22 protein-coding genes and 1 tRNA gene are annotated in these 22,689 nt (G+C 62.8%); 13 read left to right on the top strand and 10 right to left on the bottom strand.

Going from position 1 to position 22,689, the window contains the following annotated elements:
- Positions 1-35: 35 nt before the first annotated feature.
- A complete protein-coding gene (locus I6E51_RS11010; RefSeq protein WP_197110560.1) occupies positions 36-905 on the bottom strand; it encodes a DMT family transporter in 870 nt (289 codons plus the stop codon).
- A gap of 133 nt (positions 906-1,038) precedes the next feature.
- Here I6E51_RS11010 and rsmI point away from each other — a divergent pair, with 133 nt between their 5' ends.
- Positions 1,039-1,851, top strand: coding sequence for a 16S rRNA (cytidine(1402)-2'-O)-methyltransferase (gene rsmI / locus I6E51_RS11005; RefSeq protein WP_197107561.1), 813 nt, complete (start codon positions 1,039-1,041; stop codon positions 1,849-1,851).
- A 65-nt stretch (positions 1,852-1,916) separates the two neighbouring features.
- On the opposite strand, the gene I6E51_RS11000 is transcribed toward rsmI, so the two are convergent.
- The 4 genes from I6E51_RS11000 to I6E51_RS10985 all read right to left on the bottom strand — a co-directional run bounded on the left by I6E51_RS11000 (position 1,917) and on the right by I6E51_RS10985 (position 6,324).
- Positions 1,917-2,366: an SRPBCC family protein gene (locus tag I6E51_RS11000; RefSeq protein ID WP_197110332.1), complete on the bottom strand. Its 450-nt coding sequence runs from the start codon at positions 2,364-2,366 to the stop codon at positions 1,917-1,919.
- 78 nt (positions 2,367-2,444) lie between these two features.
- Positions 2,445-4,523 carry a fructose-specific PTS transporter subunit EIIC gene (locus I6E51_RS10995; RefSeq protein ID WP_197110331.1) on the bottom strand — a complete coding sequence of 693 codons (2,079 nt, stop codon included), beginning with the start codon at positions 4,521-4,523 and terminating at the stop codon, positions 2,445-2,447.
- 38 nt (positions 4,524-4,561) lie between these two features.
- Positions 4,562-5,539, bottom strand: coding sequence for a 1-phosphofructokinase family hexose kinase (locus I6E51_RS10990; RefSeq protein ID WP_197110330.1), 978 nt, complete (start codon positions 5,537-5,539; stop codon positions 4,562-4,564).
- Positions 5,536-6,324, bottom strand: coding sequence for a DeoR/GlpR family DNA-binding transcription regulator (locus I6E51_RS10985; RefSeq protein ID WP_197110329.1), 789 nt, complete (start codon positions 6,322-6,324; stop codon positions 5,536-5,538). The genes I6E51_RS10990 and I6E51_RS10985 overlap by 4 nt, the downstream gene beginning before the upstream one ends.
- Before the next feature lie 210 nt (positions 6,325-6,534).
- On the opposite strand from I6E51_RS10985, the gene metG reads away from it, so the two are divergent.
- The 6 genes from metG (at position 6,535) to I6E51_RS10955 (ending at position 13,081) form a co-directional block, all read left to right on the top strand.
- Positions 6,535-8,115, top strand: coding sequence for a methionine--tRNA ligase (metG, locus tag I6E51_RS10980; protein ID WP_197110328.1), 1,581 nt, complete (start codon positions 6,535-6,537; stop codon positions 8,113-8,115).
- Complete coding sequence (locus tag I6E51_RS10975) at positions 8,112-9,095, top strand: TatD family hydrolase (RefSeq protein ID WP_197110327.1); 984 nt, start codon at positions 8,112-8,114, stop codon at positions 9,093-9,095. The genes metG and I6E51_RS10975 overlap by 4 nt, the downstream gene beginning before the upstream one ends.
- A complete protein-coding gene (gene rsmA / locus I6E51_RS10970) occupies positions 9,092-9,922 on the top strand; it encodes a 16S rRNA (adenine(1518)-N(6)/adenine(1519)-N(6))-dimethyltransferase RsmA (protein ID WP_197107549.1) in 831 nt (276 codons plus the stop codon). Before I6E51_RS10975 ends, rsmA begins: the two co-directional genes overlap by 4 nt.
- A 43-nt stretch (positions 9,923-9,965) precedes the next feature.
- The gene (locus I6E51_RS10965) at positions 9,966-10,193 is read left to right on the top strand and encodes a 4-diphosphocytidyl-2C-methyl-D-erythritol kinase (RefSeq protein WP_197107547.1); all 228 of its coding nucleotides are present in this window, start codon (positions 9,966-9,968) and stop codon (positions 10,191-10,193) included.
- Between the two features lie 97 nt (positions 10,194-10,290).
- On the top strand, positions 10,291-11,229 hold the full coding sequence (locus tag I6E51_RS10960) for a 4-(cytidine 5'-diphospho)-2-C-methyl-D-erythritol kinase (RefSeq protein ID WP_197107545.1): 939 nt from the start codon (positions 10,291-10,293) through the stop codon (positions 11,227-11,229).
- Between the two features lie 19 nt (positions 11,230-11,248).
- Positions 11,249-13,081, top strand: a complete 1,833-nt coding sequence (locus tag I6E51_RS10955; RefSeq protein WP_197107543.1) for an ABC-F family ATP-binding cassette domain-containing protein — start codon at positions 11,249-11,251, stop codon at positions 13,079-13,081.
- On the opposite strand, the gene I6E51_RS10950 is transcribed toward I6E51_RS10955, so the two are convergent.
- Both I6E51_RS10950 and I6E51_RS10945 read right to left on the bottom strand, forming a co-directional pair.
- Positions 13,078-14,226 (bottom strand): sensor histidine kinase KdpD, encoded by a 1,149-nt coding sequence (locus tag I6E51_RS10950; RefSeq protein WP_197110326.1) that lies wholly within the window; start codon positions 14,224-14,226, stop codon positions 13,078-13,080. The genes I6E51_RS10955 and I6E51_RS10950 overlap by 4 nt on opposite strands.
- Positions 14,223-14,921, bottom strand: a complete 699-nt coding sequence (locus tag I6E51_RS10945) for a response regulator transcription factor (RefSeq protein WP_197110325.1) — start codon at positions 14,919-14,921, stop codon at positions 14,223-14,225. The genes I6E51_RS10950 and I6E51_RS10945 overlap by 4 nt, the downstream gene beginning before the upstream one ends.
- 162 nt (positions 14,922-15,083) lie before the next feature.
- Between I6E51_RS10945 and I6E51_RS10940 the strand changes: the two genes are divergently transcribed.
- Both I6E51_RS10940 and I6E51_RS10935 read left to right on the top strand, forming a co-directional pair.
- Positions 15,084-15,533 (top strand): DM13 domain-containing protein, encoded by a 450-nt coding sequence (locus I6E51_RS10940; RefSeq protein WP_197110324.1) that lies wholly within the window; start codon positions 15,084-15,086, stop codon positions 15,531-15,533.
- Complete coding sequence (locus I6E51_RS10935; protein WP_197110323.1) at positions 15,530-16,033, top strand: DoxX family protein; 504 nt, start codon at positions 15,530-15,532, stop codon at positions 16,031-16,033. The genes I6E51_RS10940 and I6E51_RS10935 overlap by 4 nt, the downstream gene beginning before the upstream one ends.
- 135 nt (positions 16,034-16,168) lie before the next feature.
- On the opposite strand, the gene I6E51_RS10930 is transcribed toward I6E51_RS10935, so the two are convergent.
- On the bottom strand, positions 16,169-17,245 hold the full coding sequence (locus tag I6E51_RS10930; RefSeq protein ID WP_197110322.1) for a YeiH family protein: 1,077 nt from the start codon (positions 17,243-17,245) through the stop codon (positions 16,169-16,171).
- Complete coding sequence (locus I6E51_RS10925; RefSeq protein WP_197107535.1) at positions 17,238-17,729, bottom strand: MarR family winged helix-turn-helix transcriptional regulator; 492 nt, start codon at positions 17,727-17,729, stop codon at positions 17,238-17,240. The genes I6E51_RS10930 and I6E51_RS10925 overlap by 8 nt, the downstream gene beginning before the upstream one ends.
- Before the next feature lie 149 nt (positions 17,730-17,878).
- On the opposite strand from I6E51_RS10925, the gene I6E51_RS10920 reads away from it, so the two are divergent.
- From I6E51_RS10920 to I6E51_RS10905, 4 genes are all read left to right on the top strand, one after another.
- Positions 17,879-17,950 (top strand) — tRNA-Gln (locus tag I6E51_RS10920).
- 71 nt (positions 17,951-18,021) lie between these two features.
- The gene (gene glmU, locus I6E51_RS10915) at positions 18,022-19,458 is read left to right on the top strand and encodes a bifunctional UDP-N-acetylglucosamine diphosphorylase/glucosamine-1-phosphate N-acetyltransferase GlmU (protein ID WP_197107529.1); all 1,437 of its coding nucleotides are present in this window, start codon (positions 18,022-18,024) and stop codon (positions 19,456-19,458) included.
- Positions 19,459-19,498: 40 nt separating this feature from the next.
- Positions 19,499-20,476 (top strand): ribose-phosphate diphosphokinase, encoded by a 978-nt coding sequence (locus tag I6E51_RS10910; RefSeq protein ID WP_197107527.1) that lies wholly within the window; start codon positions 19,499-19,501, stop codon positions 20,474-20,476.
- Positions 20,477-20,542: 66 nt separating this feature from the next.
- Complete coding sequence (locus I6E51_RS10905; protein ID WP_197110321.1) at positions 20,543-22,246, top strand: long-chain-fatty-acid--CoA ligase; 1,704 nt, start codon at positions 20,543-20,545, stop codon at positions 22,244-22,246.
- A gap of 30 nt (positions 22,247-22,276) precedes the next feature.
- On the opposite strand, the gene I6E51_RS10900 is transcribed toward I6E51_RS10905, so the two are convergent.
- Entirely contained in the window at positions 22,277-22,648 is a 372-nt protein-coding gene (locus I6E51_RS10900; RefSeq protein WP_197107522.1) for a hypothetical protein, read from the bottom strand.
- Between the last annotated feature and the right edge of the window lie 41 nt (positions 22,649-22,689).

Below are 22,689 nucleotides of genomic sequence, written 5' to 3'. Positions count from 1 at the left end.
CTAACACTCGCTCCCGCTGCCCGGGGAGGCTTCCGCTACAGCGGGGTCTCTTCGGGCAGTAGTGCGTTCGGCCCAGCCCCGGGTTCTCCCGGCACGCGGGATGCCGCCCGCACGGCCCCGATGGAGGCCGCGATCACGAGCGCGATTCCGACTCCCTGAATCAGGGTGATGTTTTGCCCGAGCACGAAGAAGCCAGCGCCGGTCGCGATAGCGGGAGCTAGAGCCATGAGCACCGAGAACGCGGCGGCGGAGATGCGACGCAGTGCGATGAGTTCGAGGGCGTAGGGGATCGCTGACGAACAGATGGCGACCGCGAGGCCGCGCACGAGAATCGATGGTTCAAGCAGAGTGCTTCCGGCCTGCGAGATGCCGAAGGGGAGGCTGATGATCGCGCCGATTGCCATGGCGATAGCGAGGCCATCCAAGCCGGCAAAGACTTGGCCGGTTTTGCGGGACGCCAAGATGTAGCCCGCCCACGACACGGCGGCGGCGAGCGCGAAGGCAACACCGACGGGGTCGAGGGCGCCAACGCTGCCCAGGCTGAGCAGTGCGACACCGGCGAAGGCGAGCACAGCCCACAGCCACGCGCTGGCGCGGCGGGCGACGATAACGGAGAGTACGAGCGGTCCGAGCACCTCAATAGTGACGGTCGCCCCAAGGTCAACGCGCGAGAGAGCTTCGTAGAACAGCAGGTTCATGCCGCCGAGCGAAATACCAAAAATGACCGCCATGATCCACGCGCGCTTCGAGATGGCGCGCAGGTTGGGGCGGGCAATCGCCAGCAGAATCGCGGCGGAGAAAACCAGGCGCAGCGACACCATTCCGGCGGGGCCGACTTCGGGGAACAGCAGCACCGCTACCGAAGCGCCGACGTCCTGAAAGATCAGGCCCAACACCACAAGCATGACAGCGCCGAGGGGCGTTCCCCTCAAGGGCGGACGAGTCGACATAGTGCAACCCTACGACCTCAGAAGGGGTGATCTGCGCGCGAACGGGAGCCGAATTCTGCGCCTTGTGCGCGGGTGGGAGAATGGCCGAGTGATCATTCTTGCGGCGACTCCCATTGGCAATCTTGGCGACGCGTCTCAGCGCCTCATCGAGGCCCTCACGAACGCTGAGGTGATCGCGAGCGAAGACACCCGCACGACCATCCATCTCATGCGCGCTCTCGGCATCGACAACCGGCCGCGGCTCATCCCGCTGCACGAACACAACGAGTCAGAGAAAGCTGCCGAGATCGTCGAGTTGGCCCGTGACGCCGACGTTCTGGTGCTCAGCGATGCTGGGATGCCCGCCATCAGCGACCCCGGATTTCCTCTCGTCTCGGCAGCCGCCGCTGCTGGGGTAACCGTGACAGCTCTGCCCGGACCGAGCGCTGTGCTTACCGCCCTCGCCGTCTCCGGCCTGCCGACTGACCGCTTCAGCTTCGAAGGTTTCTTGCCGCGCAAGGGCCGCGTCGCCTACTTCCGCACCCTCGCGCGCGAAGAGCGCACGATGGTGTTCTTCGAGAGCCCCAACCGTCTTCCCGCGGCGCTCGCCGACCTCGCCACCGCCTTGGGCGATGACCGTCGCGCTGTCGTCTGCCGTGAACTCACCAAGATGTATGAAGAGGTTGCCCGCGGCACCGCCGCTGAACTTGCCGCCAAGTTCAAAGACGGCGCCCGAGGCGAGATCTGTCTCGTCGTCGAGGGTGCCCCGCCCGCGACATCCGATCTCCCGACCGCAGTCACTTACGTGCTCGCGCTGGTCGCCGATGGTGCTCGCCTGAAAGAGGCGGCGACCGAAGTGGCCGAGCAAACCGGGCTCAGCAAGCGCGAACTCTACGAAGCGGCCTTGCGCTCCAAGCCGTAACCTCTCGACTCCAACTGACGGTCATCCCGCCGCTGAAGCGAGGGATCGTTGTCATCGTGAGCGGTTTAGGCCGCTGACTCGCACGCAACCTTCAACTCGTGGTGGTCTTTCGTGAGCGCCTTCTTTGTTGCGCCGAGGAACAGTAATCCGACCACGCTCATGAGACGTGCCCCGAAGGTGAGCGGTGTCATCGTGAAGCGGTAGTCCAGCCGAGTTCCGCCGTGACTCGGCATGAACAGGTACACACTTTGGTAGTGCATGCCGTGCGACTGCGCATCCACGGTGTACGACACATCCTGCTCGTAGGCCGTCACCCACATCACTTCGGTGGCTTCTTTTCCCGCAAACACGCGAGTCTCACGCCACTTTGTGCCGACAGAGAGTTGCGCAGGGCCCTCAAGAACTTCGAGCGAGAGGATGCCGCTGACTCGGGACGGTGTGCTGTCGAGGTCAGTAAAAATCTCGAAGACGCGTTGCGTTGGCGCATCAATGTGCACGCTTTCGGTGATCTTCATTGAGTCTCCCAAATTCGACGCACGACGTGAAGCTCTCGGCGCATGAGCGGCGGTGTGACGCAGCTGTAGCCTACGACCTTATGCCGCGACAGGCACCTGCGCGTTCGCGTCAGCGACGGTGCTGCTCTTGCGCACGAAACGCTTGAGGGCGACGACGATGAGTGCGGTGACGATGGTTCCGGCGACAATCGCGAGCAGGAACATCGGGAATGGATTGATCGCGAAGAACACGAACACTCCACCGTGCGGCGCCTGCGAGGTAACGCCAGCAGCCATGATGATTCCGCCCGTGACGGCACTGCCGATGGCGCTGGCAGGGATCACGCGCAGCGGGTCAGCAGCAGCGAACGGGATGGCGCCCTCCGAGATGAACGAAGCACCAAGCAACCAGGCTGCCTTGCCGTTTTCCTTCTCGACGGGCGAGAACAGGCGGCGAGCAAGCACGGTGGAGGCGAGCGCCATCGCGAGAGGCGCAACCATTCCTGATGCCATGACGGCGGCCATGATCATCCATGGTGCCTGGTTGTCGATTGCACCGGCACCGAGACCGGCGACAGCAAAGGCGTACGCCACCTTGTTCACGGGGCCACCGAGGTCGAAGCCCATCATGGCTCCCAAGATGAGGCCGAGAACGACAGCGGAGGCGCCGGTCAGGCCGTTGAGGAAGTTGTTGAGGGCAACGGTGAGGGAGGCGATCGGCCCGCCGAGGATCAGCACCATGAGGCCGGAGGCGAAGATCGACGCCAGCAGCGGGATCACGACGACGGGCATGAGACCGCGGAACCAGGCTGCGGTCTTGCGCTGAGCAAGCCAGTGCGCGGCGACACCGGCTAGGAGTCCACCGACGATTCCGCCGAGGAAGCCAGCACCCATCAGACCCGCGACAGCTCCGGCGGTGAAACCGGGGGCGATGCCGGGGCGGTCAGCAATCGCGTAGGCGATGTAACCGGCGAGGGCCGGAACGAGGAAGCCCATCGAGGCGGCACCGATCTTGAAGGCTGCAGCGCCGAGGTACGCCGCGAGGCCACCCTCAGGCAAGTTCCAGAGGCTGTTCTGCGCGATGATGTCGCTCGCGGTGTCGGTGATCAGGTAGCCACCGAGCAGGAAGCCGAGAGCGATCAACAGACCGCCACCCGCCACGAACGGAATCATGTAGCTCACACCCGTGAGTAGGGCTCGCTTGACGGTCTGGCCGAAGTGCTCGTCGCTCGTGCTGCTGGTGGCCTCGCTTGCTGCGCTGTCACCGGCAACGCGCGCAGCGTCGGGGTCGCTCGCGGCGGCGAGAGCTTCAGCGATCATCTCGTCTGGCGCGTCAATGCCGCGCTTCACAGGCGACTGCACAAGAGCCTTGCCGGCGAAACGAGCCTTGTCGCGCACATCCACATCCACAGCAAAGATGACAGCGGATGCCGCAGCAATAACCGCAGGATCCAGCGGCGTTGCCCCCGACGAACCCTGAGTCTCGACGTGGAGTTCCACGCCAGCACGTTCTGCGGCGGCAGCGAGTGAATCGGCGGCCATGTAGGTGTGGGCGATGCCGGTGGGGCACGCGGTGACGGCAATCAACACGGGGCGCGCGGCGCCGTCTGAGCCCGAGCCAGGGGCAGCGGTCGCGGCCGGAGCAGCGTGCTTGGCGGTGCTCGCTGCACCAGCGGCACCAGCACCAGCAGCAGATCCAGCCCCAGCGGCGGGAGCAGCCTTCTCTTCGGGCGCGGTGGCCTGCTCGACGAGAGCAACGATGTCTTCGCGGGTTTCCGCGGCACGCAGGCTGTCAACGAACTCGGGGTTCACGAGCGACCGGGCAAGAGCGGAGAGAACCGTGAGGTGTTCTTGGTCGGCGCCGGCCGGGGCCGCGATCAAGAAGATGAGGTCAGCTGCAGCATCCGTCGCACCGAAGTCAACGGCAGGCTTCAGGCGTGCCATCACGAGGGTGGGTTCGGTCACGGCTTCTGAGCGGCAGTGGGGGATGGCGATTCCGCCGGGAACTCCCGTGTCGGTGAGCTGTTCGCGAGCCCAAGCGTCGTCGAAGAGCGACTCCGCGTTCGTGGCACGGCCCTGTTCGGCGACGAGATTCGTCAGCGCGCGAATGACACTTTCGCGGTCGGTGCCGAGATCGGCATCCAACAACACGAGGTCGGTGGTGATGAGGTGCGACATTGCTTTCTCCTTGTAGGCAGCAGTGGTGATGCTGAGATTTATGGTGCGGTGGGGCGGCTGAGTAGGCGCACGTCAGCGGCGGTGGGGGTGGTGTCTTCGGGGCTCGGCATGGTGCTGCCGGGCAGGGAGGCGGCGGCGGCTCCGTGAGCGACGGCCTGCGCGAGGCGTCGTTCGGGGGCAGCACCGCGCTGGTCGGCGAGAAGGTAACCGGCTAAGGAGGCATCTCCGGCGCCGACGGTGCTCTTGGCCGCCACGGGAGGCATGGTCGCGCGCCACGTCTCGTCGGCGGTCACGAGAAGTGCTCCGCGCGATCCGAGGGTCGCGAGAACGGCGCGGCAGCCGCGGTGCACGAGCGTGAGCGCGGCGGCGGCCGCGGCATCCGGATCGTCCTCAAAGGTGTCGGGAAGGCCGGTCATTTCGGCGAGCTCCTCGGCGTTGGGCTTAATGAGGTCAACGCCAACACCCGACTCGATGAGGGCCAACATGGGGGAGCCGGAGGAGTCCACGGCGATGCGGGGGCACGCGCCAGCAGCCGTATCGTCAGAAGCGGCAGCGCGAATGGCTTCAATGATGCGCACATAAAAGTCGTCGCTCAGGCCGGGAGGAAGCGAGCCGGCAAGAACAACCCACTCGGCACGGCGAGCGTGCGAGACGACAAGGTCAATGAGAGCGGCATCGTCATCAGCGGTGAGCTGCGGGCCGGGCTCGTTGATCTTGGTGGTCGTGCCATCGGGCTCGGTGATCGTCACGTTGGAGCGCACGCGACCCGCGATCGGCAGCCCAGCGGTCGGAGTGTGCTCGGCGCGCAGGGCGACCAGCATCGGGTCAGAAGCATCGCCGGGCAGCACAGCAATCGTGTCGAGGCCCGACGCAATGAGCGCTCGCGACACGTTGACACCCTTGCCGCCTGGCTGCTCGCTGCTGGCTACCGAGCGCTGAACTTCGCCGCGGTCGAGAGCAGAGTCGAGCTCGATCGTGCGATCGAGGCTCGGGTTGGCGGTGACGGTGACGATCATGCGATCACCGTTTCGACATCCGCACGCGCGAGCGCTCGAGTGAGGTCGTCGTCGGGGGAATGATCGGTGATGATCGTGTCGACCTCCGAGAGTGACGCGAAGCTGATGAGGGTTTCGATGCCGAGCTTAGAAGCGTCGACGAGGGCGATCGCGCGACGCGAACCGCGAGTGAGCGCGCTCTTGACTGCTGCTTCGTCGGGGTCTGGCGTGCTGAAACCAAAGTCGGCGTGAACACCGTTGGCTCCCAAGAATGCGATATCGGGGCGGATGCCCGCCAGCTGGGTGAGCGTGGCGGAACCGACCGCAGCCCCCGTGATGCCGCGCAAGCGACCGCCGATGAGCTGAACCTCAATGTGCGGGCTCTCGCTCACGATGGCCGCAATGGAAATCGAGTGAGTGATGACGGTCAGCGAACCAGTGGATGCCGCGGGCTGCCAGTCACGCAAGTGCTGCGCCAAGCGACTCGTGGTGGTGCCCGAGTCGATGCTGATCGCGCCGGTGAAGGTGGACGGAATGAGGGCCATCGCGGCCACCGCAATGCGCTCTTTGGCATCCGAGTTGCGGTCGGTGCGGGCAGCGACACTTTCCTCGACGCGACTAATCCGAGCCGCCGAGACCGCGCCCCCGTGCACGCGACGCAATACGCCTCGTGCTTCGAGCTGATCGAGGTCTCGACGGACCGTTTCGCTTGACACGTCGAACGTGCGGGCGAGGTCGATTACGGCGACGCGACCAACGTCAGCAAGCGTGCCCTCTATGTGCTGTTGCCGCTCTTCTGCGTACATCCGTAATCTCCAGTGATTGCCAACGCACCTGACTGCGTTTCTGCGAGAGTACGCCTGATGCCGCGGCAATGCAACACAAATACAGAAAAAACCACATACTCCCACATCGGGGAGGCGTGCATCCGACTCCCGACTCGGTCGTGGACTGTCACTGCTGCGCTCTGAACACCCCCGGCGTAATCAATCGACACAGGCGAATAGAATGGGGGCATGTCTGCCGGCGACTCCTTCTACATTGCGACGCCCATTTTCTATGTAAACGACGTTCCCCACATCGGGCACGCGTATACGGAGGTGGCCGCCGACGTTCTTGCGCGCTGGCACCGTCAGCGGGGTGAAGACGCCTGGTTGCTCACAGGCACCGACGAGCACGGCCAAAAGATTCTGCGCACCGCCGTGGCCAACAACACGACTCCGCAAGAGTGGGCCGACCGCCTCGTTGCCGACTCCTGGCAGCCGCTGCTCGAGACGATCGACATTGCCAACGACGACTTCATCCGCACGACTGACGAGCGTCACGAGAAGGCAGTGTCGACCTTCCTGCAGCGCCTCTATGACGACGGCCACATTTATGCCGGCGAATACGAGGGCTATTACTGCGTCGGTTGCGAAGAGTACAAGCAGCTTGATGACCTCGTCACAGCCGCCGACGGCGAATACAAGGGGCAGCTCGTGTGTGCGATTCACTCGCGCCCCGTCGAGATTCTCAAGGAGAAGAACTACTTCTTCCGCATGAGCGACTTCGGTCAGAAGCTGCTCGACCTTTACGAGAGCCAGCCCGACTTCGTGCAGCCCGCGAGCGTGCGCAACGAAATCGTGCAGTTCGTCAAGCAGGGGCTCGACGACCTCTCCATTTCACGCTCCAGCTTCGACTGGGGTGTCAAGGTTCCGTGGGATGAAACCCACGTCGTGTACGTCTGGTTCGACGCCCTGCTCAACTACGTCAGTGCCATCGGTTACGGCGTCGACGACGAACAGTTCGCTAAGCGCTGGCCTGCCGTACAACTTGTCGGTAAAGACATTGCCCGCTTCCACGCGGTCATCTGGCCCGCCATGCTCATGGCTGCTGGGCTACCCGTGCCGCGCGCCGTCTTCGGACACGGCTGGTTGCTCGTCGGTGGCGAAAAGATGTCCAAGTCGAAGCTAACCGGTATCGCCCCGAGCCAAATCACCGACACGTTCGGTTCGGATGCGTTCCGCTACTACTTCATGAGCGCCATCACGTTCGGTCAAGACGGCTCCTTCAGCTGGGAAGACCTGAGCGCGCGCTACCAGTCAGAGCTGGCCAACGGCTTCGGCAACCTTGCCTCGCGCGTTATTGCGATGGTGAATAAGTACTTCGATGGTGAGATTCCGGCGCTCGGTGAGCTGACGGCATCCGACGAAGCGATTATTGCCACCCAGAAGCGTGCGACCGAGCAGTCGAACGCGTTAATTGACACGTTCGCGATCAACGAAGCGCTGGCCTCGGTATGGCAACTCGTGGATGAACTCAACGGGTACATCACCGAACAAGAGCCGTGGGCGCTGTCGAAAGACCCCGCCAACCGCGAACGCCTTGGCACCGTGTTGGCCACGACCGTCAACGGTCTGGGCACCCTCGCCATTTTGCTGTCGCCCGTGCTGCCGAAGGCAACCGAAAAGCTCTGGCAAGCCATCGGTGGTGTGGGTGAACTGCGTGAGCAGCGCATCGACGATGCCACGAACTGGTCGAACACCGGTCGCGTGACCGCGCTCGAATCGTCACTGTTCCCGCGCATCGAAGTGGATGCCGAGAGCGGCACGGCGTGACCGAACCGTTTATTAGGCAGCGTCACCGCAGCGCCGACGATAAAGCCTCTGAGAAGATGCAGTATCCGCCGCTGCCCGAGCCGCTCGAGGGCGTTGTCTACGACAATCACACGCACCTCGAGATCGCTGACGGCGGGCCAGACGGCGCGCTCGACTTCACCGAACACCTCGCGCGCGCAGCCTCGGTCGGTGTGCGTGGCGTCGTGCAGGTTGGCACCGATGTCGCCACGAGTCGCTGGTCGGCCGAACTTGCCGCCACTAACCCTCGTGTTCTCGCTGCGGTAGCGATTCACCCGAACGATGCCCCCGAACTCGACGCCGCAGGGGAATTGGATGCTGCGCTCGCGGCCATCGACGAACTCGCCGCGCTTCCACGAGTGCGCGCGGTCGGCGAAACGGGTCTCGACTTTTTCCGCACGGATGACGCGGGCCGCCCGGCGCAGTTTCGCTCCTTCGAAGAGCACATTGCGATTGCCAAGCGGCACGGCCTTGCGCTGCAGATTCACGATCGCGACGCCCACGACGAGGTCATTGAGACGCTGTTGCGCGTCGGCGCTCCGGAGCGCACGGTCTTCCACTGCTTCTCGGGCGATGCGGCAATGGCGCGCATTGCTGCCGACAACGGCTGGTTTTTGTCGTTCGCCGGCACGGTCACGTTCAAGAACGCGGCGAACCTGCGTGAAGCGCTCTCGGTGATCGATCTCGACCGCATCATGGTCGAAACCGACGCTCCCTACCTCACGCCGCATCCGCTGCGGGGGCGGCCCAATGCGCCGTACCTGATGCCGCACACGGTGCGCGCGATGGCAGCCCACCTCGAGATCACCGAGCTCGAGCTTTCGGCTCAGCTCTCCGCCACTACCGAGGCCGTCTATGGTTCGTGGGATACCGAACTTCCCGCCGACATCGAGGCCGCACCCGCGCGCGGCGACGCGACCGCTGCATCCGTCTCGAGCGCACAGAATGTAGGCACGCGATGAATACTTTGCTCGGTCCCGCCGAGATCCGCGATCTTGCTGATCTGCTCGGCATCCAGCCCACCAAGAAGTTGGGCCAAAACTTTGTCATTGATCCCAACACGGTGCGCCGCATTGTGAAGGCCGCGCACGTCGTCTCGGGCGAAACAGTGGTCGAGGTCGGTCCAGGGCTGGGATCGTTGACCCTCGGGTTGCTCGAGACCGGGGCATCCGTCGTCGCCGTCGAAATCGATAAGCGCCTCGCCGCCCAGTTGCCCATCACCGTCAGCCAGATGCAGCCGGATGCTCAGCTCACCGTCATCACCGACGACGCGTTGCGCGTCACTGAGCTACCCAACGACCCCCGTGTTTTCGTCGCGAACTTGCCGTACAACGTGTCGGTGCCGGTGTTGCTGCACTTCTTGGAGCACTTCGATTCGCTCGACCGCGGCCTCGTCATGGTGCAGGCCGAAGTCGGCAATCGCGTCGCGGCAGGCCCCGGCAGCAAGGTCTACGGTTCGCCGAGCATCAAGGCGGCCTGGTACGGCGAGTTCTCCACCGCCGGTCTCGTCAGCCGCCAGGTGTTCTGGCCCGTGCCCAATGTCGACTCGGTGCTCGTGCGCTTTGAACGCCGCGAACAGCCGGGCACGATCGACGAACGCAAAGCTACCTTCGCGCTCGTGGATGCCGCCTTCCAGCAGCGTCGCAAAATGTTGCGTCAGTCGCTCTCAAGTCTGTTGGGCAGCTCAACCGCCGCCTCCGACCGTCTCATTGCGGCGGGTGTCGCGCCGACGGCTCGGGGCGAGGAGCTCACGGTGCACGATTTCCTTGCTATTGCCCGCGCGGCGTAGCGCAGCCATTCCGTTTGGTGCCGAACGACGGTAGGTTTACCTCATGTCGGAAGCAACGAACAGCACCCCCAGTGACCGCGACGTTCTGGAAGGAACAGGGCGGCATCCCGATGAGTGGTTTGCTTTTCTCGATATGGCGGGCGCAACCACGTGGCAGCACTCCCAGTTTCTGAGCTGGTTTGAAGCCAATGCTGCTCACGTGAGCAGCGAGTGGGCGGAGTCAGTCACAGCGCGCTATGCGGCGATCCGCGGGCTCACTATTTCCCCGTGATTTCGCTACGGTAACGAGACCCTCACAATTGTGCGCGGGGGCCAGTTATCCCCATCCGGCGCACAGACAGGTCCGCCGCACAAGGTAAGTTTGGTTCATGACTACCGCCCCGGCAGCCTCCACAATGGTTCACGCCCGTGCCCCCGGCAAGGTCAACGTCTTTCTCAAAGTGGGCTCGCTGCTCGACGATGGCTATCACGATGTTGCGATTGCCTATCAGGCCCTTTCGCTGTGTGAAGATGTTCGAGCATTCCACGCCGACGACTTCTCTGTTTCTGTCACGGGAACGGTAAACCTGTCGCGCGTTCCCACCGATGGTTCGAACATTGCGATTCAAGCAGCCCGCCTGCTTGCCCGCCGCACCGGCTACCGCGGTGGCGTTCGTCTCGAGATCGAAAAGCATGTTCCTGTCACCGGCGGCATGGGTGGCGGTTCTGCGGATGCCGCAGCAACCCTCCTTGCCTGCGACGCGTTGTGGGGCACCAACATCTCTCGCGAAGAAATGCTCGGCCTCGCTTCTGAACTGGGTTCCGACGTGCCGTTCGCGCTCACCGGCGGAACCGCGATCGGAACAGGTCGTGGCGACCGACTCAGCCCGGCTCTCGCCAAGGGACAGTTTCAGTGGGTGTTGGCGCTCGCCGACTTCGGGCTCTCCACCCCGGAGGTCTACACCGAACTCGACCTCCACCGTCAGCGTCACTCTCAAGACATTTTTCCCGCCGAGGTTGCCCCAACGGTCGAGACCGATGTGTTGCAGGCGTTGCGCGCCGGCGACCCGCACATGCTCGCCGAATGTCTCCACAATGACCTTCAGGCTCCCGCCCTCAAATTGCAGCCCTCTCTCGCCGCAGTCATCGAACTTGGCGAAAAGAACGGTGCTCTCGCTGGCGTCGTTTCGGGCTCTGGGCCGACGGTAGCGTTCCTCACAGCCGACCTCGATTCGGCTCTCGAACTGCAGATTGCGCTCAGCGCAGCCCAAATGAATGTGGTGCGAGCAACCGGCCCAGTGCACGGAGCGCGAATCATTAACGCCTAACCGCAGTAGGCTTGCCCGAATGGCACACCTTCTTGGCGCTGAGTCCCTTCATCTTGAATTTCCGACCCGCGTAATCTTCGACAATGTCACCATCGGCCTCGACGAGGGCGACCGTATCGGCATCGTCGGTCGCAACGGTGACGGCAAAACCACCCTTATGCGGATGCTCTCGGGCAAGCTCGACCCCGACGACGGGCGAGTAACCAGACGCAACGGCGTCACCCTCGGCATGCTCGATCAGGCCGATGAGCTCGATGGCACCAAGACGGTGCACGAGACCGTCATTGGCGACATCGATGAGCACGTGTGGGCGGGCGACCCCAAGGTTCGCGACGTCATTGCGGGTCTTGCTGCTGACATCCCATGGGAAGCCAAAGTTGGCGACCTTTCCGGTGGTCAGCGTCGCCGTGTTGCTCTCGCTGCTCTCCTGATTGGTGACTGGGATGTCATCTTCTTGGATGAGCCCACTAACCACCTCGACGTCGAAGGTATCTCGTGGCTTGCAAACCATCTCAAGCGCCGCTGGGGCACTAACGCCGGTGGGTTGCTGGTCGTCACTCACGACCGGTGGTTCCTTGACGAGATTTGTACCGCAACGTGGGAGGTGCACGATCGTCTGATCGAGCCCTTCGAGGGCGGCTATGCGGCCTACATTCTGCAGCGTGTTGAGCGTGACCGCATGGCGGCTGCATCGGAGTCGAAGCGTCAAAACCTCATGCGCAAGGAGTTGGCGTGGTTGCGCCGCGGTGCTCCGGCGCGCACGACGAAGCCGAAGTTCCGCATCGATGCGGCGAATGATTTGATCGAAAACGAGCCGCCCGCCCGCGATAGCGTTTCGCTGTCATCGATGGCGATGCAGCGTCTCGGCAAGGATGTCGTTGACCTCGAAGACGTCACCGTCACCTATCAGGTCACGGATCCCGCCTCCGGAGCCGCGGGCGAGAAGACTGTACTGAAAGACGTCACCTGGCGCATCGCTCCTGGTGAGCGCACGGGCATCCTGGGCGTCAACGGCGCCGGAAAATCGACGCTGCTGTCGCTCGTCTCGGGAACCCTCTTGCCCACCAAGGGTCGCGTCAAGCGCGGTAAGACCATCAAGGTCGCCACGCTCACGCAGCAGCTTGCTGAGCTCGAAGACATTTGGAACGAGCGCGTCAGCACGGTCATCGGTCGCCACAAGAGCACCTATGTCACGGGCGGCAAAGAAATGACGCCGACCCAGATGCTGGAGCGCGTTGGTTTCACAAGCACGCAGCTCTCCACCCCGGTGAAAGACCTCTCGGGTGGTCAGAAGCGTCGCCTCCAGTTGCTGCTCATTTTGCTCTCCGAGCCGAACGTGCTGATTCTCGATGAGCCCACTAACGACCTCGACACCGACATGCTTGCGGCCATCGAAGACCTTCTCGACACCTACCCCGGCACGCTGCTCGTCGTGAGCCACGACCGGTACTTGCTCGAGCGCGTCACCGACCAGCAGTATGCCGTGATGGAGGGCAGCTTCCGCCACCTTCCGCGCGGTGTTGACCAGTACCTCGAATTGCGCACGCAGCAGCTCAAGGGCTCCACGGGGGCAAGCGGCGCTGCCGCTGGTGCTCCGGATGCCACAGCCGCCAAAGCGAAGCCCAAGTTGGGCGGTGCTGAACTGCGCAACTCGCAAAAGGAGCACGCTGCGGCCGGTCGCAAGATCGCCAAACTGCAGGGGCAGATCGCTGAGCTTCACCAGCGCATGGCCGCTCATGACCAGTCAGACTTTGCTGGTCTTGGTGCCCTTGTTGGCGAGCAGCAGGCTCTGCAAGAGGCTCTCGACACCGTCGAGAACCGCTGGCTCGAACTCGACGAACTACTCGCTTAGCGGGCTGCCACACCGGTCGGCAGCGCGACGTTGAGGCGGAACCCCTCGGGGCCGTTCTCGGCGTTCACGCCGCCACCGTGTGCTTCGACGATGCCGCGCACAATCGCGAGCCCGAGTCCTGCACCGCCTGAACCGCTCGACTCCTGATCGGGAGTGCGGGCTTCGGTGGCACGCCAGCCGATCTCAAACATGTGGCTGAGGTCTTCGCTGGCGACCCCGCTGCCCTGATCGAGCACCGAAAGCACGAGGCTCGTGTCGTCGCGCTGGTCGGCACTCACCAGAATCTGCGAGTCTGCCGGCGAGTACCGGATGCTGTTGGTGAGCAGATTCACGACGACGCGAGTGAGCTCGTGGGGGTCGGCCCAGAGCATCCGCCCCTCCACGCCGGCATGGCTGATCTGGATGCCGCGGGCCGCAGCCAGCTGGCTGACGTCGGCAACGGCATCCGACACAATATCGAGCAGCTCAACGTTCTCGGGCCGGAGCTTGAGGGTGCCGCTCTGGATGAGCGACAGCTCGAAGAGATCGTCAACGAGTCGGTTCATGGTGCCAACCTGGGCGCGAATCTGGCGTAGGTAGTCGCTCGGGTCTTCCACTGCGCCCGCATCGAGGGCTTCGGCGAGGGCGCTGATGCCGGTCAGGGGAGTGCGCAGGTCGTGCGAGATCCAGGCGAAGAACTGGCGGCGCGAGGCATCCAGGCGAGCAATCTCGTCGCGGGCGGCAGCAAGCCGCTGGGAGGCTTCAGAGAGTTGCACCGATACTTCGGCAACCTCTTTCCACGTGTCGGAGTTGGCCGCAACGACGTCGCCGGCACCAACCTGCGCGACGCTTTCTCGCAGCTTGGCAAACGCCCGCCGAACCGCACGCCCGCTCACGAGGGCCGCACCGAGACTCATGACCGTGGAGATTCCCACGACCCAGAGCACGACCTGCAGATCGTGGGCCGAGAGATACATTTGCGCGGTCACCACAACGGTGGTGAGCGCGATCGACAGGATTGCGGCAATCACGACAACAGTGAACTGGAAGGCGATTGAGCGGCGACGCCCGAGCCGCAGAACGAGAAGCGCGACCAGCATGACGACGGCCGTGCAGACGGCAGCGGTCGCGAGAATGAACAGCAGCTCGCTGGAATTGAGGATCATGCGGCATCCTTCACGGTGAAGCGGTACCCCTTGCCCCACTCGGTGAGGAGGTAGCGGGGGTAGCGCGGTTCGGGTTCAATCTTTTCGCGCAGGCGGCGAACGTGCACGGTAACGGTGGAGGCCTCGCCAAAGCTCCAGCCCCACACCTCGCGCAAAATATCGTCGCGGCTCAGCACGCGTTCGGGGTTCTGCAGCAGAAAGAGAAACAGCTCGTATTCGCGGGTGGTCAGCGTCATGTCGTGGCCGTCGAGCAAGATCTTGCGATGCGCCGGATCAACCCGAAACTGCCCGAGAGCGAACGGTTCGGATGACACGTGCGAGCTGCGCGTGCGACGCACCATCGCGTCCACCCGCAGCTGCAATTCGCGCAGCGAGAAGGGCTTCGCGATGTAGTCGTCGGCACCGTGTTCGAGACCATCGATGCGTTCTTCGACGGCATCCAGAGCGGTCAACATGATGATCGGCAGTTGCGGGGATGCCGCACGCGCCTGGCGACAGAGTTCGTCGCCCGCGACGCCGGGCAGCATCCGATCGAGAATAAGAACATCGGGCAATGGCCCGCGCAAGGCATCGCGGGCTTGAAGGCCATCGCTAATGCCGGTAACGGAATATCCACGTGCGCGCAGAAATTCGGTGACAACCGAGAGCACGGTGGCATCGTCTTCGACGATCATGACGCTCGGCTGGTTTTCCATAACCCCAGCCTAGATTGAGCGGTCGTGGCGTAACGGGTTTCAATTCTTACGCTCTTGAAACATTCGTCATTTTCAGGGATGCCGCGGCTTACCTTCGTAACCGTCACCGCGTCATCGACTCGGAGGCATCACCCATAACCTCACGAACTTAGGAACTCCCTCATGAGAAAAACAGCTATTCCAGCCGCAGCAATTCTCGCGCTCTCCCTCATGCTCAGTGCCTGCAGCGGTGCAGCCACTGACACGTCGAGCAGTGAATCCACGGCTCCGGAATCCTCGGAGACCGAAACCGACACGGAGATGATGCACGAAGAGGTCACAGGAACCTTCGAGGGCGCCGGTGAACACTCCGTCGAAGGAACCGTCACTGTCAGCGACATTGAGATCGTGCTCTCGGGCTATTCCTCCGACGAGGGTCCCGACCTGAACATTTATCTCACCAACGGTGCCGATGAAGATGCCGTAGCAGCAGGCATGCAGATCGACTCCGTCGTGTTCGACGAAGCCAGCCAGACCTTCACCTTCGACGCCATGGATATCTCCGGCTACGACACCGTCGTCATCTACTGCGACAAGGTCAAGGCAATCTTCGGATCAGCACTCCTCTCATGATGAACCGCGCGCTTTCCCTCGTCGCTTCCGTCATCACGGGAGCGGCGAGGGTGGGCCTCGGCATCCTGTGGCTGAACGAAGGACTCTTCAAGATCAAGGCAGGATTCGACGGGGCCGACATCGGTCTGGTCGTTCAAAGCACGGCATCCAATAATCGGGTGGCTGATGGTTTCGAGGCTTTCACTGCCACTTTCCTTGGTGGTGCCCCCGGCTTTTTCGGCTGGGCCATTCCCGCTCTCGAAGTGGGGCTGGGTATCGCCCTGATCGTGGGCGTGCTGACCTTCCCCGCCGCGCTCATGAGTGCGGTGACACTCCTGTCGTACTGGTCGGCCGACCAGCTGATCGAGGAGTACCCGATCATGCTTGCCCTCTCGGTCGTTGTTGCGGCGTTCGTGGTCAGTGCTTCACGACTGTCGGTGACGACCATCATCGAAAAGCTGGTTCTTCGAAAGAAGCCAGAATCTCGTTGGTTCGCAGCACCCGTTCGTCGCTGGCTCTAGTCGGCTTCGACGATCCACGAGGTGTCGTTCACGGCCCGTTGCTCGCACTCTGCGGGCTGCGGGCCGTTTCGCGTGCCAGCAGGAGACCTAGCCGACAGGAGACCTAGCCGACAGGAGACCTAGCCGACAGGAGACCTAGCCGAGAGCTGCGACTCCCGCGGCGCGGGCGATCTCGACCGCGCCGAGCGAGATCAGTGCGATAAACGCCCACGAGATGAGGGCGACAACCAGTGAACGACCACCGGTGCGGATGAGGTTGCCAATGTTGATCGCGGCGCCAAGCCCGAACAGCGCCATTCCGAGCATGAGTTCTTGACCGTAGCTGGCCACCTCAAGGAAGCCGTCGGAGACGGGCACGAAAGTGCGCACGAGCACGGCGACGAGGAAGCCAACAACGAACAGCGGCAGGATCGCGGGGCGCTTCACGGCACCGCCGTCGGCAACGGGTACTCCCGATGCTGCCGCAGCGGCGGCCTCTTTGCGGTCAACGCGCGCGGCAACAACACCAGCAAGAGCGACCATCGGCGCGAGCATCGCGACCCGGGTGAGCTTCACGACAACAGCGACCGCGAGGGCTGTTGCTCCGGCGATTTGAGCCGTAGCGACGACCTGGCCGACATCATGCACACTCGCGCCCACCCACATCCCGAACTCCGCGGTATCGAGACCGAGGAGCGGGCGCAAGGCAGGAAGGAGCGCGATCGCGAGAGTGCCACACAGAGTGACAAGCGCGATTGGGGTTGCCGTGTCAGAGTCTTTAGCGCGCGTCACACCCGCCATGGCGCCAATGGCCGAAGCGCCACAGATGGAGAACCCGGCAGCGATCAAGACGGACTGCTGACCGGGGAGGCGCATCATCCGGCCGAGCCCCCAGGTGAAGAAGAACGTGATCACCACGATCGCCACAATCATGCCGAGCACCAACCAGCCCAGCTCGGCGATGTTGACGAGGCTCAACTTGAAGCCCAACAACACCACGCCGATGCGCAACAAGCGGCGAGCAGCAATGGCGAGTCCTGGCTTCACCTCGGCGCGAACGGCATGACGCCACGGCAGGGCCGTGAACAGGATGCCCAACACCACGCACGCCGTGAGGGTGGGGATCGCCGGCACCAGAAAACTGATGAGAAGCGCGAGCCCGAATGCCCCTAGTGCCAACCCCAGTCCGGGAATGTTGCGTCGGAATGCGGTTTGCGCGGGGGCGTTATTCACCGTCGAGGCTCAACTTTCTGAGCAGTCCGCTCAATCGCTCTTGTTCTGCAGGAGACATGCGGGCCAGTAGTGCCGTTTCGTCATGCACCAAGGATGTGATGGCGCCATCGACGCTTTCGCGACCGCTCGCCGTCATTCTCACAATCACACCACGACCATCATTGGGGTCGGTACGACGTTGAACGAGACCGCGCGAGACCATACGATCAATGCGATTTGTCATGGTTCCGCTCGACACCATCGTCTGCTGCACGAGAGCGGTGGGGCTCAACTGGTACGGAGCGCCCGCCTTGCGCAGCGCCGACAACACATCAAACTCCCACGGCTCAACACCCGCAACAGCGAACGCCGACCGGCGGGCGCGTTCCAAATGCTTAGCGAGGCGGCCAACCCGGCTGAGAACATGCAGCGGCGCAAAGTCGAGATCAGGACGCTCGCGGGACCACGCTTCGACAATTCGGTCGACTTCGTCGCGTTGGGGCATCCGGTCATTATCTCAGTTTCACGACACGGATGTGTGCAGCTAAACCGCCCCGATAGGCGCCCTGAGCGTGTGTGAACGCTCCGAATGAGGCTAGGTGCACGACAGAGGGCCAAGGACATGGCAGAATTGGTTAGCGCCTTCGGGTGCGGTCCGCTTTGGTGTAATGGCAGCACGGCAGCCTTTGGAGCTGTCCAGTCTAGGTTCGAATCCTAGAGGCGGAGCTTTTTCTCCAGCTTTTCCCGACTTCGGCCGCGGCGTTTTGAGTGCCGCTCATTCAGGGCAGAATAGGTCTATGACCGAACACAAACTCGCCGTCATTGTTCTCGCTGCAGGCCAAGGCACCCGCATGAAGTCCGCTAAGCCCAAAGTGTTGCACCGCCTTGCCGGTCGCGAACTCATAGGGCACGTGGTGGCTGTCGCCCGCGAGCTGAACCCTGATCATGTGATTGCCGTTGTGCGACACCAGCGTGACGAAGTTGTAGCGAGCTTGACGGAACTCATGCCCGACATCCTCATCGTTGACCAAGACGATGTCGCCGGCACTGGTCGTGCCGTTGAGGTCGCGGTCGATTCTTTGCCTGCTGACTTCGACGGGGATGTCGTTGTGGTCAGCGGAGACGTTCCTCTTCTCGATTCGGCCACTCTGGCGGCGCTGCTCGAGCAGCACCGCGCGCAGTCTGCTGCCGCCACCGTGCTTTCCGCCATTCTTGACGACGCCACCGGCTATGGCCGTGTTGTGCGTGACGCTCAGGGCGGCCTCGATCGCATCGTTGAGCAAAAAGATGCAAACACCGACGAGCTCTCGATCACCGAAATCAACTCGGGAACCTACGCGTTCCGGGTTGGCCCGCTGCGTGAGCAACTCGTGCGTTTGACGACCGACAACGCCCAAGCCGAGAAATACATCACCGACGTCGTCGGGCTGCTTCGTGGCGTTGGAGCCACGGTTGCTGCGATGCCTGTGACGGCTGGCTGGATGGTCGCCGGCGTCAACGACCGCGTGCAGCTGGCCGAAGCCGCTCGTCGCATGAACGAACTCATTGTGCAGAAGTGGCAGCGCGCCGGAGTCACGATCGAAGATCCAGCCACGACCTGGATCGATGCGGATGTCACACTCAACGCTGACGTCGAAATTCTGCCCGGCACCCAGCTCAAGGGCGCAACGCTCGTGCAGTCTGGCGCCATCATCGGCCCGGACACGACCCTCGTTGACTGTGAGGTTGGCGAGAATGCTGTCGTGAAGCGCACGGATGCCACCCTCAGCGTGATCGGAGCAAACGCCTCCGTTGGCCCGTTTGCCTATCTCCGCCCCAACACCAAGCTCGGTGTCGGCGGCAAGATCGGTACGTTCGTCGAGACCAAAAATTCCACTATCGGTGAGGGAAGCAAGGTGCCTCACCTCAGCTACATCGGTGACACCGAAGTAGGTGTTCAGTCCAATGTTGGTGCGGGAACAATCACGGCAAATTACGACGGAGTGAACAAGAGCCGCACAGTAGTTGGCTCGCACGTGAGAAGTGGGTCGCACAACGTCTTCGTCGCTCCGGTTAGAATTGCTGATGGAGCGTATACCGGAGCCGGGTCGGTCATCCGAAAAGATGTACCGGCGGGGTCTCTGGCAATCAATGTTGCTCCGCAGCGCAATATCAGTGGCTGGGTTGAAACCAATCGGGCGGGTACTGCAGCGGCTCAGGCAGCTGCCGCAGCACACGACGAAAACGACGCCTGACCGAAGTACGCCGTAACCACGGCAGAGAGCGAGTCCCCACGTGGCCAGCATTAAAGTTTCCGGTCAGAAGCGACTCGTGCTCGTCTCCGGACGAGCTCACCCCCAGCTTGCGCTCGACATCGCTGAAGAGCTCGGCAGCGATCTGGTTCCCACCGATGCTCGCACCTTTGCGAACGGTGAAATCTACGCCCGCTACGACGAAAGTGTTCGTGGCTGCGATGCGTTCGTCATCCAGTCGCACACCGAGCCCATCAACGAGTGGCTCATGGAACAGCTGATCATGGTGGATGCCCTCAAGCGCGCTTCCGCTAAGCGCATCACCGTCGTCTCGCCCTTCTATCCCTACGCCCGCCAAGACAAAAAGGGCCGCGGTCGCGAACCGATTAGCGCTCGCCTGATTGCGGATCTCTACAAAGCCGCCGGTGCTGACCGCATCATGAGCGTTGACCTTCACGCCGCCCAGATCCAGGGCTTCTTCGACGGCCCCGTCGACCACCTCTTCGCGATGCCGGTTCTGCTTGAGCACTTCCAGAAGCTGCTCGACCCCTCCACCCTCACCGTGGTGAGCCCTGACATGGGCCGCGTGCGCGTTGCCGATATCTGGAGCGACAAGCTTGGTGCGCCGCTGGCGATCATCCACAAGCGTCGCGATCCTCTGGTTCCCAACAAGGTCACCGTTCACGACATCGTCGGCGATGTCGACGGTCGCGTGTGCTTGCTCGTTGACGACATGATCGACACCGGCGGAACCATTGTTAAAGCTGCCGAAGCACTCAAGCGCGCCGGGGCGCTCAAGGTCGTTGTGGCTGCAACTCATGCCATCTTCTCTGACCCCGCTCCCACCATTTTGCAGAGCGAGTTCATCGACTCCGTCGTTGTTACAGACACGCTGCCGGTGCCGGAGCACAAGCGGTTCCCCACCCTCACCATTCTGCCGATTGCTCCGCTGCTGGCGCGCGCCATTCACGAAGTCTTCGATGATGGTTCGGTTACCTCGATGTTCGACGGCGCTGCCTAAGCAACCACGGCATTTGCCCGGCGCACTGTGTTTTTTGAGTGCGTCTCACAGGCATACAGTTAACGTATGACTGCGTTGTCCGACCGTCCGTGGCTTAAGAGCTATGCCGACGGTGTACCCCAAGAAATTCCGCTCCCCGACGGATCACTTTACGATCTGGTCGAGGCATCCATCGCTGAGTATCCGCGCGGTGTTGCGCTGGAGTTTTTTGGTAAAGAGACCACCTACGGTGAGCTGGGCGCACAAATCGACCGTGCGGCGGAAGGCCTTCGCCTTCTTGGTGTACAAAAGGGTGATCGTGTCGCCCTCGTGCTGCCCAACTGTCCTCAACATGTTGCGGCGTTCTATGCGGTGTTGCGTCTCGGCGCGATCGCGGTCGAGCACAACCCGCTCTACACTGCGCGGGAACTCCGCCATCAGTTCGAAGATCATGGTGCGCGTGTCGTCATCGCCTGGAATAACGCGGTAGAGACCCTGCAAGATTTCCCGGATGACCTCGCGCTCGAGACCATCATCTCGGTTGACGTGCCTCGGGCGATGCGCCTCGTTACGCGAGCGCTGCTGCGGTTGCCCATCGCGAAAGCGCGGGAGTCACGCGCTGCATTGACCACGAGGGTGCGCGGCACGATCACGTGGGAAGAGTTGATTACGTCGAATCCGATCGACGCGCACATCGTGCGGCCAGGGTCTGACGACCTTGCACTTATTCAGTACACCAGCGGCACGACCGGCTTCCCCAAGGGAGCCATGCTCACGCACCTCAACCTGCTCACCAACGCTGCGCAGGCGCGTGCCTGGGTGCCGGCGGTGCCTCGGGGAACCTCTGTCGTTTACGCCGTCTTGCCGATGTTCCATGCTTACGGCCTCACGCTCTGCCTCACGTTCACTACGAGCATGGGAGCGCGGCTGGTGTTGTTCCCCAAGTTCGATCCCGACCTCGTGCTCGCTGTGGTCAAGAAGCGTCCCGCCACATTTTTCCCGGCCGTGCCGCCCATCTATGCGCGTCTCACGGAGGCAGCTGACGCTGCCGGGGTATCACTCAAAGGTATCGAGATTGCCATTTCTGGTGCGATGCCGCTCTCGGCCGCCGTCGTAGAGCCGTGGGAAGAACGCACTGGCGGCACACTCGTCGAAGGTTACGGTCTCTCGGAAACCAGCCCGATCCTCATCGCTAACCCGGTCGGGCCCACGCGACGCGCGGGCACCGTCGGGCTGCCGCTGCCCAATACCGAGATCCGCGTTGTTGATCCAGACAACCCCACCGTCGACCGTGCGCTGGGGGAGGAGGGCGAGCTCATCGTTCGCGGGCCTCAGGTGTTCTCGGGTTACTGGGGCAAGCCCGACGAGACCGCGGAAGTGTTTGCGCCCGCATCGGATGACGGCAAAGAGTGGTTCCGCACGGGCGATATCGTCACGGTGGACTCCGATGGTTTCGTCACGATCGTTGATCGCATCAAAGAACTGATCATCACGGGTGGCTTCAATGTTGCTCCGAGCGAGGTCGAAGAAGCGCTGCGGAGTCATCCGTCCATCGCGGATGCCGCCGTGGTGGGGCTTCCGAGCGAGCACAGTGGTGAAGATGTCGCTGCGGCCGTGGTTCTCGCGCACGGCGAAAGCCTCGACCAGGAGGCTGTGCGCAGCTACCTGCGCGAGCATCTCTCGGCCTACAAGGTTCCTAAAACGATCGTGAGCGTCGAGGATCTTCCGCGGTCGCTCATCGGCAAGGTGTTGCGCCGCCAGGTTCGCGACGAACTGCTCGCTGACCGGTAGCAGTCGCTGACCGGTAGGCGTCGCTAACCGCTAGGTGTTATCGGCCGGGCTTGTCGGAATCACCGCAGGCCCGGGAATCAACCCCAGCGAACGAAGCAATGTCTCTTTGCCGTTGAAGGCGATTGCGTAGCATTTCCAGCCGGGATCGCCATCGCCGGTGAGCTCGAAACGCACCGAATACGACACCGCTTGGGGTGCCAGATACTGCACGTAGGTCGCGCAGGTGCGATTGGCTGTGTTGTCGGCGGTGGCGGCAGCAGAGACGATGCCGGGAACCACGAGCCCGATGAGTCCTAAGACGACAACAACGCGCATCACCCATACGAAGGTGCGCGAGCGCAACGGTCGTTCGTTGTGCGGCTCGTAGCCATCGAGCTCGGGGTGCTCATCAGAGGTGCTCATCGTTGGCCATTCTGTCACTTGCAGCTGGTGGCGACGTTACT

Source organism: Salinibacterium sp. NSLL17 (genome assembly GCF_015864935.1).
Classification (GTDB): Bacteria; Actinomycetota; Actinomycetes; order Actinomycetales; family Microbacteriaceae; genus Rhodoglobus.
The sequence above is the reverse complement of the archived record's forward strand: the minus strand, read 5'-3'. Positions and strand labels throughout refer to the sequence as shown.

Coding starts and splice junctions, on each gene's coding strand:
- I6E51_RS11010 (WP_197110560.1), bottom strand. CDS start 905: ATGCTTGTGGTGTTGGGCCTGATCTTTCAGGACGTCGGCGCTTCGGTA.
- I6E51_RS11000 (WP_197110332.1), bottom strand. CDS start 2,366: ATGAAGATCACCGAAAGCGTGCACATTGATGCGCCAACGCAACGCGTC.
- I6E51_RS10995 (WP_197110331.1), bottom strand. CDS start 4,523: ATGTCGCACCTCATCACCACCGACCTCGTGTTGTTGGATGCCGATCTC.
- I6E51_RS10990 (WP_197110330.1), bottom strand. CDS start 5,539: ATGATCGTCACCGTCACCGCCAACCCGAGCCTCGATCGCACGATCGAG.
- I6E51_RS10985 (WP_197110329.1), bottom strand. CDS start 6,324: ATGTACGCAGAAGAGCGGCAACAGCACATAGAGGGCACGCTTGCTGAC.
- metG (WP_197110328.1), top strand. CDS start 6,535: ATGTCTGCCGGCGACTCCTTCTACATTGCGACGCCCATTTTCTATGTA.
- rsmA (WP_197107549.1), top strand. CDS start 9,092: ATGAATACTTTGCTCGGTCCCGCCGAGATCCGCGATCTTGCTGATCTG.
- I6E51_RS10965 (WP_197107547.1), top strand. CDS start 9,966: ATGTCGGAAGCAACGAACAGCACCCCCAGTGACCGCGACGTTCTGGAA.
- I6E51_RS10960 (WP_197107545.1), top strand. CDS start 10,291: ATGACTACCGCCCCGGCAGCCTCCACAATGGTTCACGCCCGTGCCCCC.
- I6E51_RS10955 (WP_197107543.1), top strand. CDS start 11,249: ATGGCACACCTTCTTGGCGCTGAGTCCCTTCATCTTGAATTTCCGACC.
- I6E51_RS10950 (WP_197110326.1), bottom strand. CDS start 14,226: ATGATCCTCAATTCCAGCGAGCTGCTGTTCATTCTCGCGACCGCTGCC.
- I6E51_RS10945 (WP_197110325.1), bottom strand. CDS start 14,921: ATGGAAAACCAGCCGAGCGTCATGATCGTCGAAGACGATGCCACCGTG.
- I6E51_RS10940 (WP_197110324.1), top strand. CDS start 15,084: ATGAGAAAAACAGCTATTCCAGCCGCAGCAATTCTCGCGCTCTCCCTC.
- I6E51_RS10935 (WP_197110323.1), top strand. CDS start 15,530: ATGATGAACCGCGCGCTTTCCCTCGTCGCTTCCGTCATCACGGGAGCG.
- I6E51_RS10925 (WP_197107535.1), bottom strand. CDS start 17,729: ATGCCCCAACGCGACGAAGTCGACCGAATTGTCGAAGCGTGGTCCCGC.
- glmU (WP_197107529.1), top strand. CDS start 18,022: ATGACCGAACACAAACTCGCCGTCATTGTTCTCGCTGCAGGCCAAGGC.
- I6E51_RS10905 (WP_197110321.1), top strand. CDS start 20,543: ATGACTGCGTTGTCCGACCGTCCGTGGCTTAAGAGCTATGCCGACGGT.
- I6E51_RS10900 (WP_197107522.1), bottom strand. CDS start 22,648: ATGAGCACCTCTGATGAGCACCCCGAGCTCGATGGCTACGAGCCGCAC.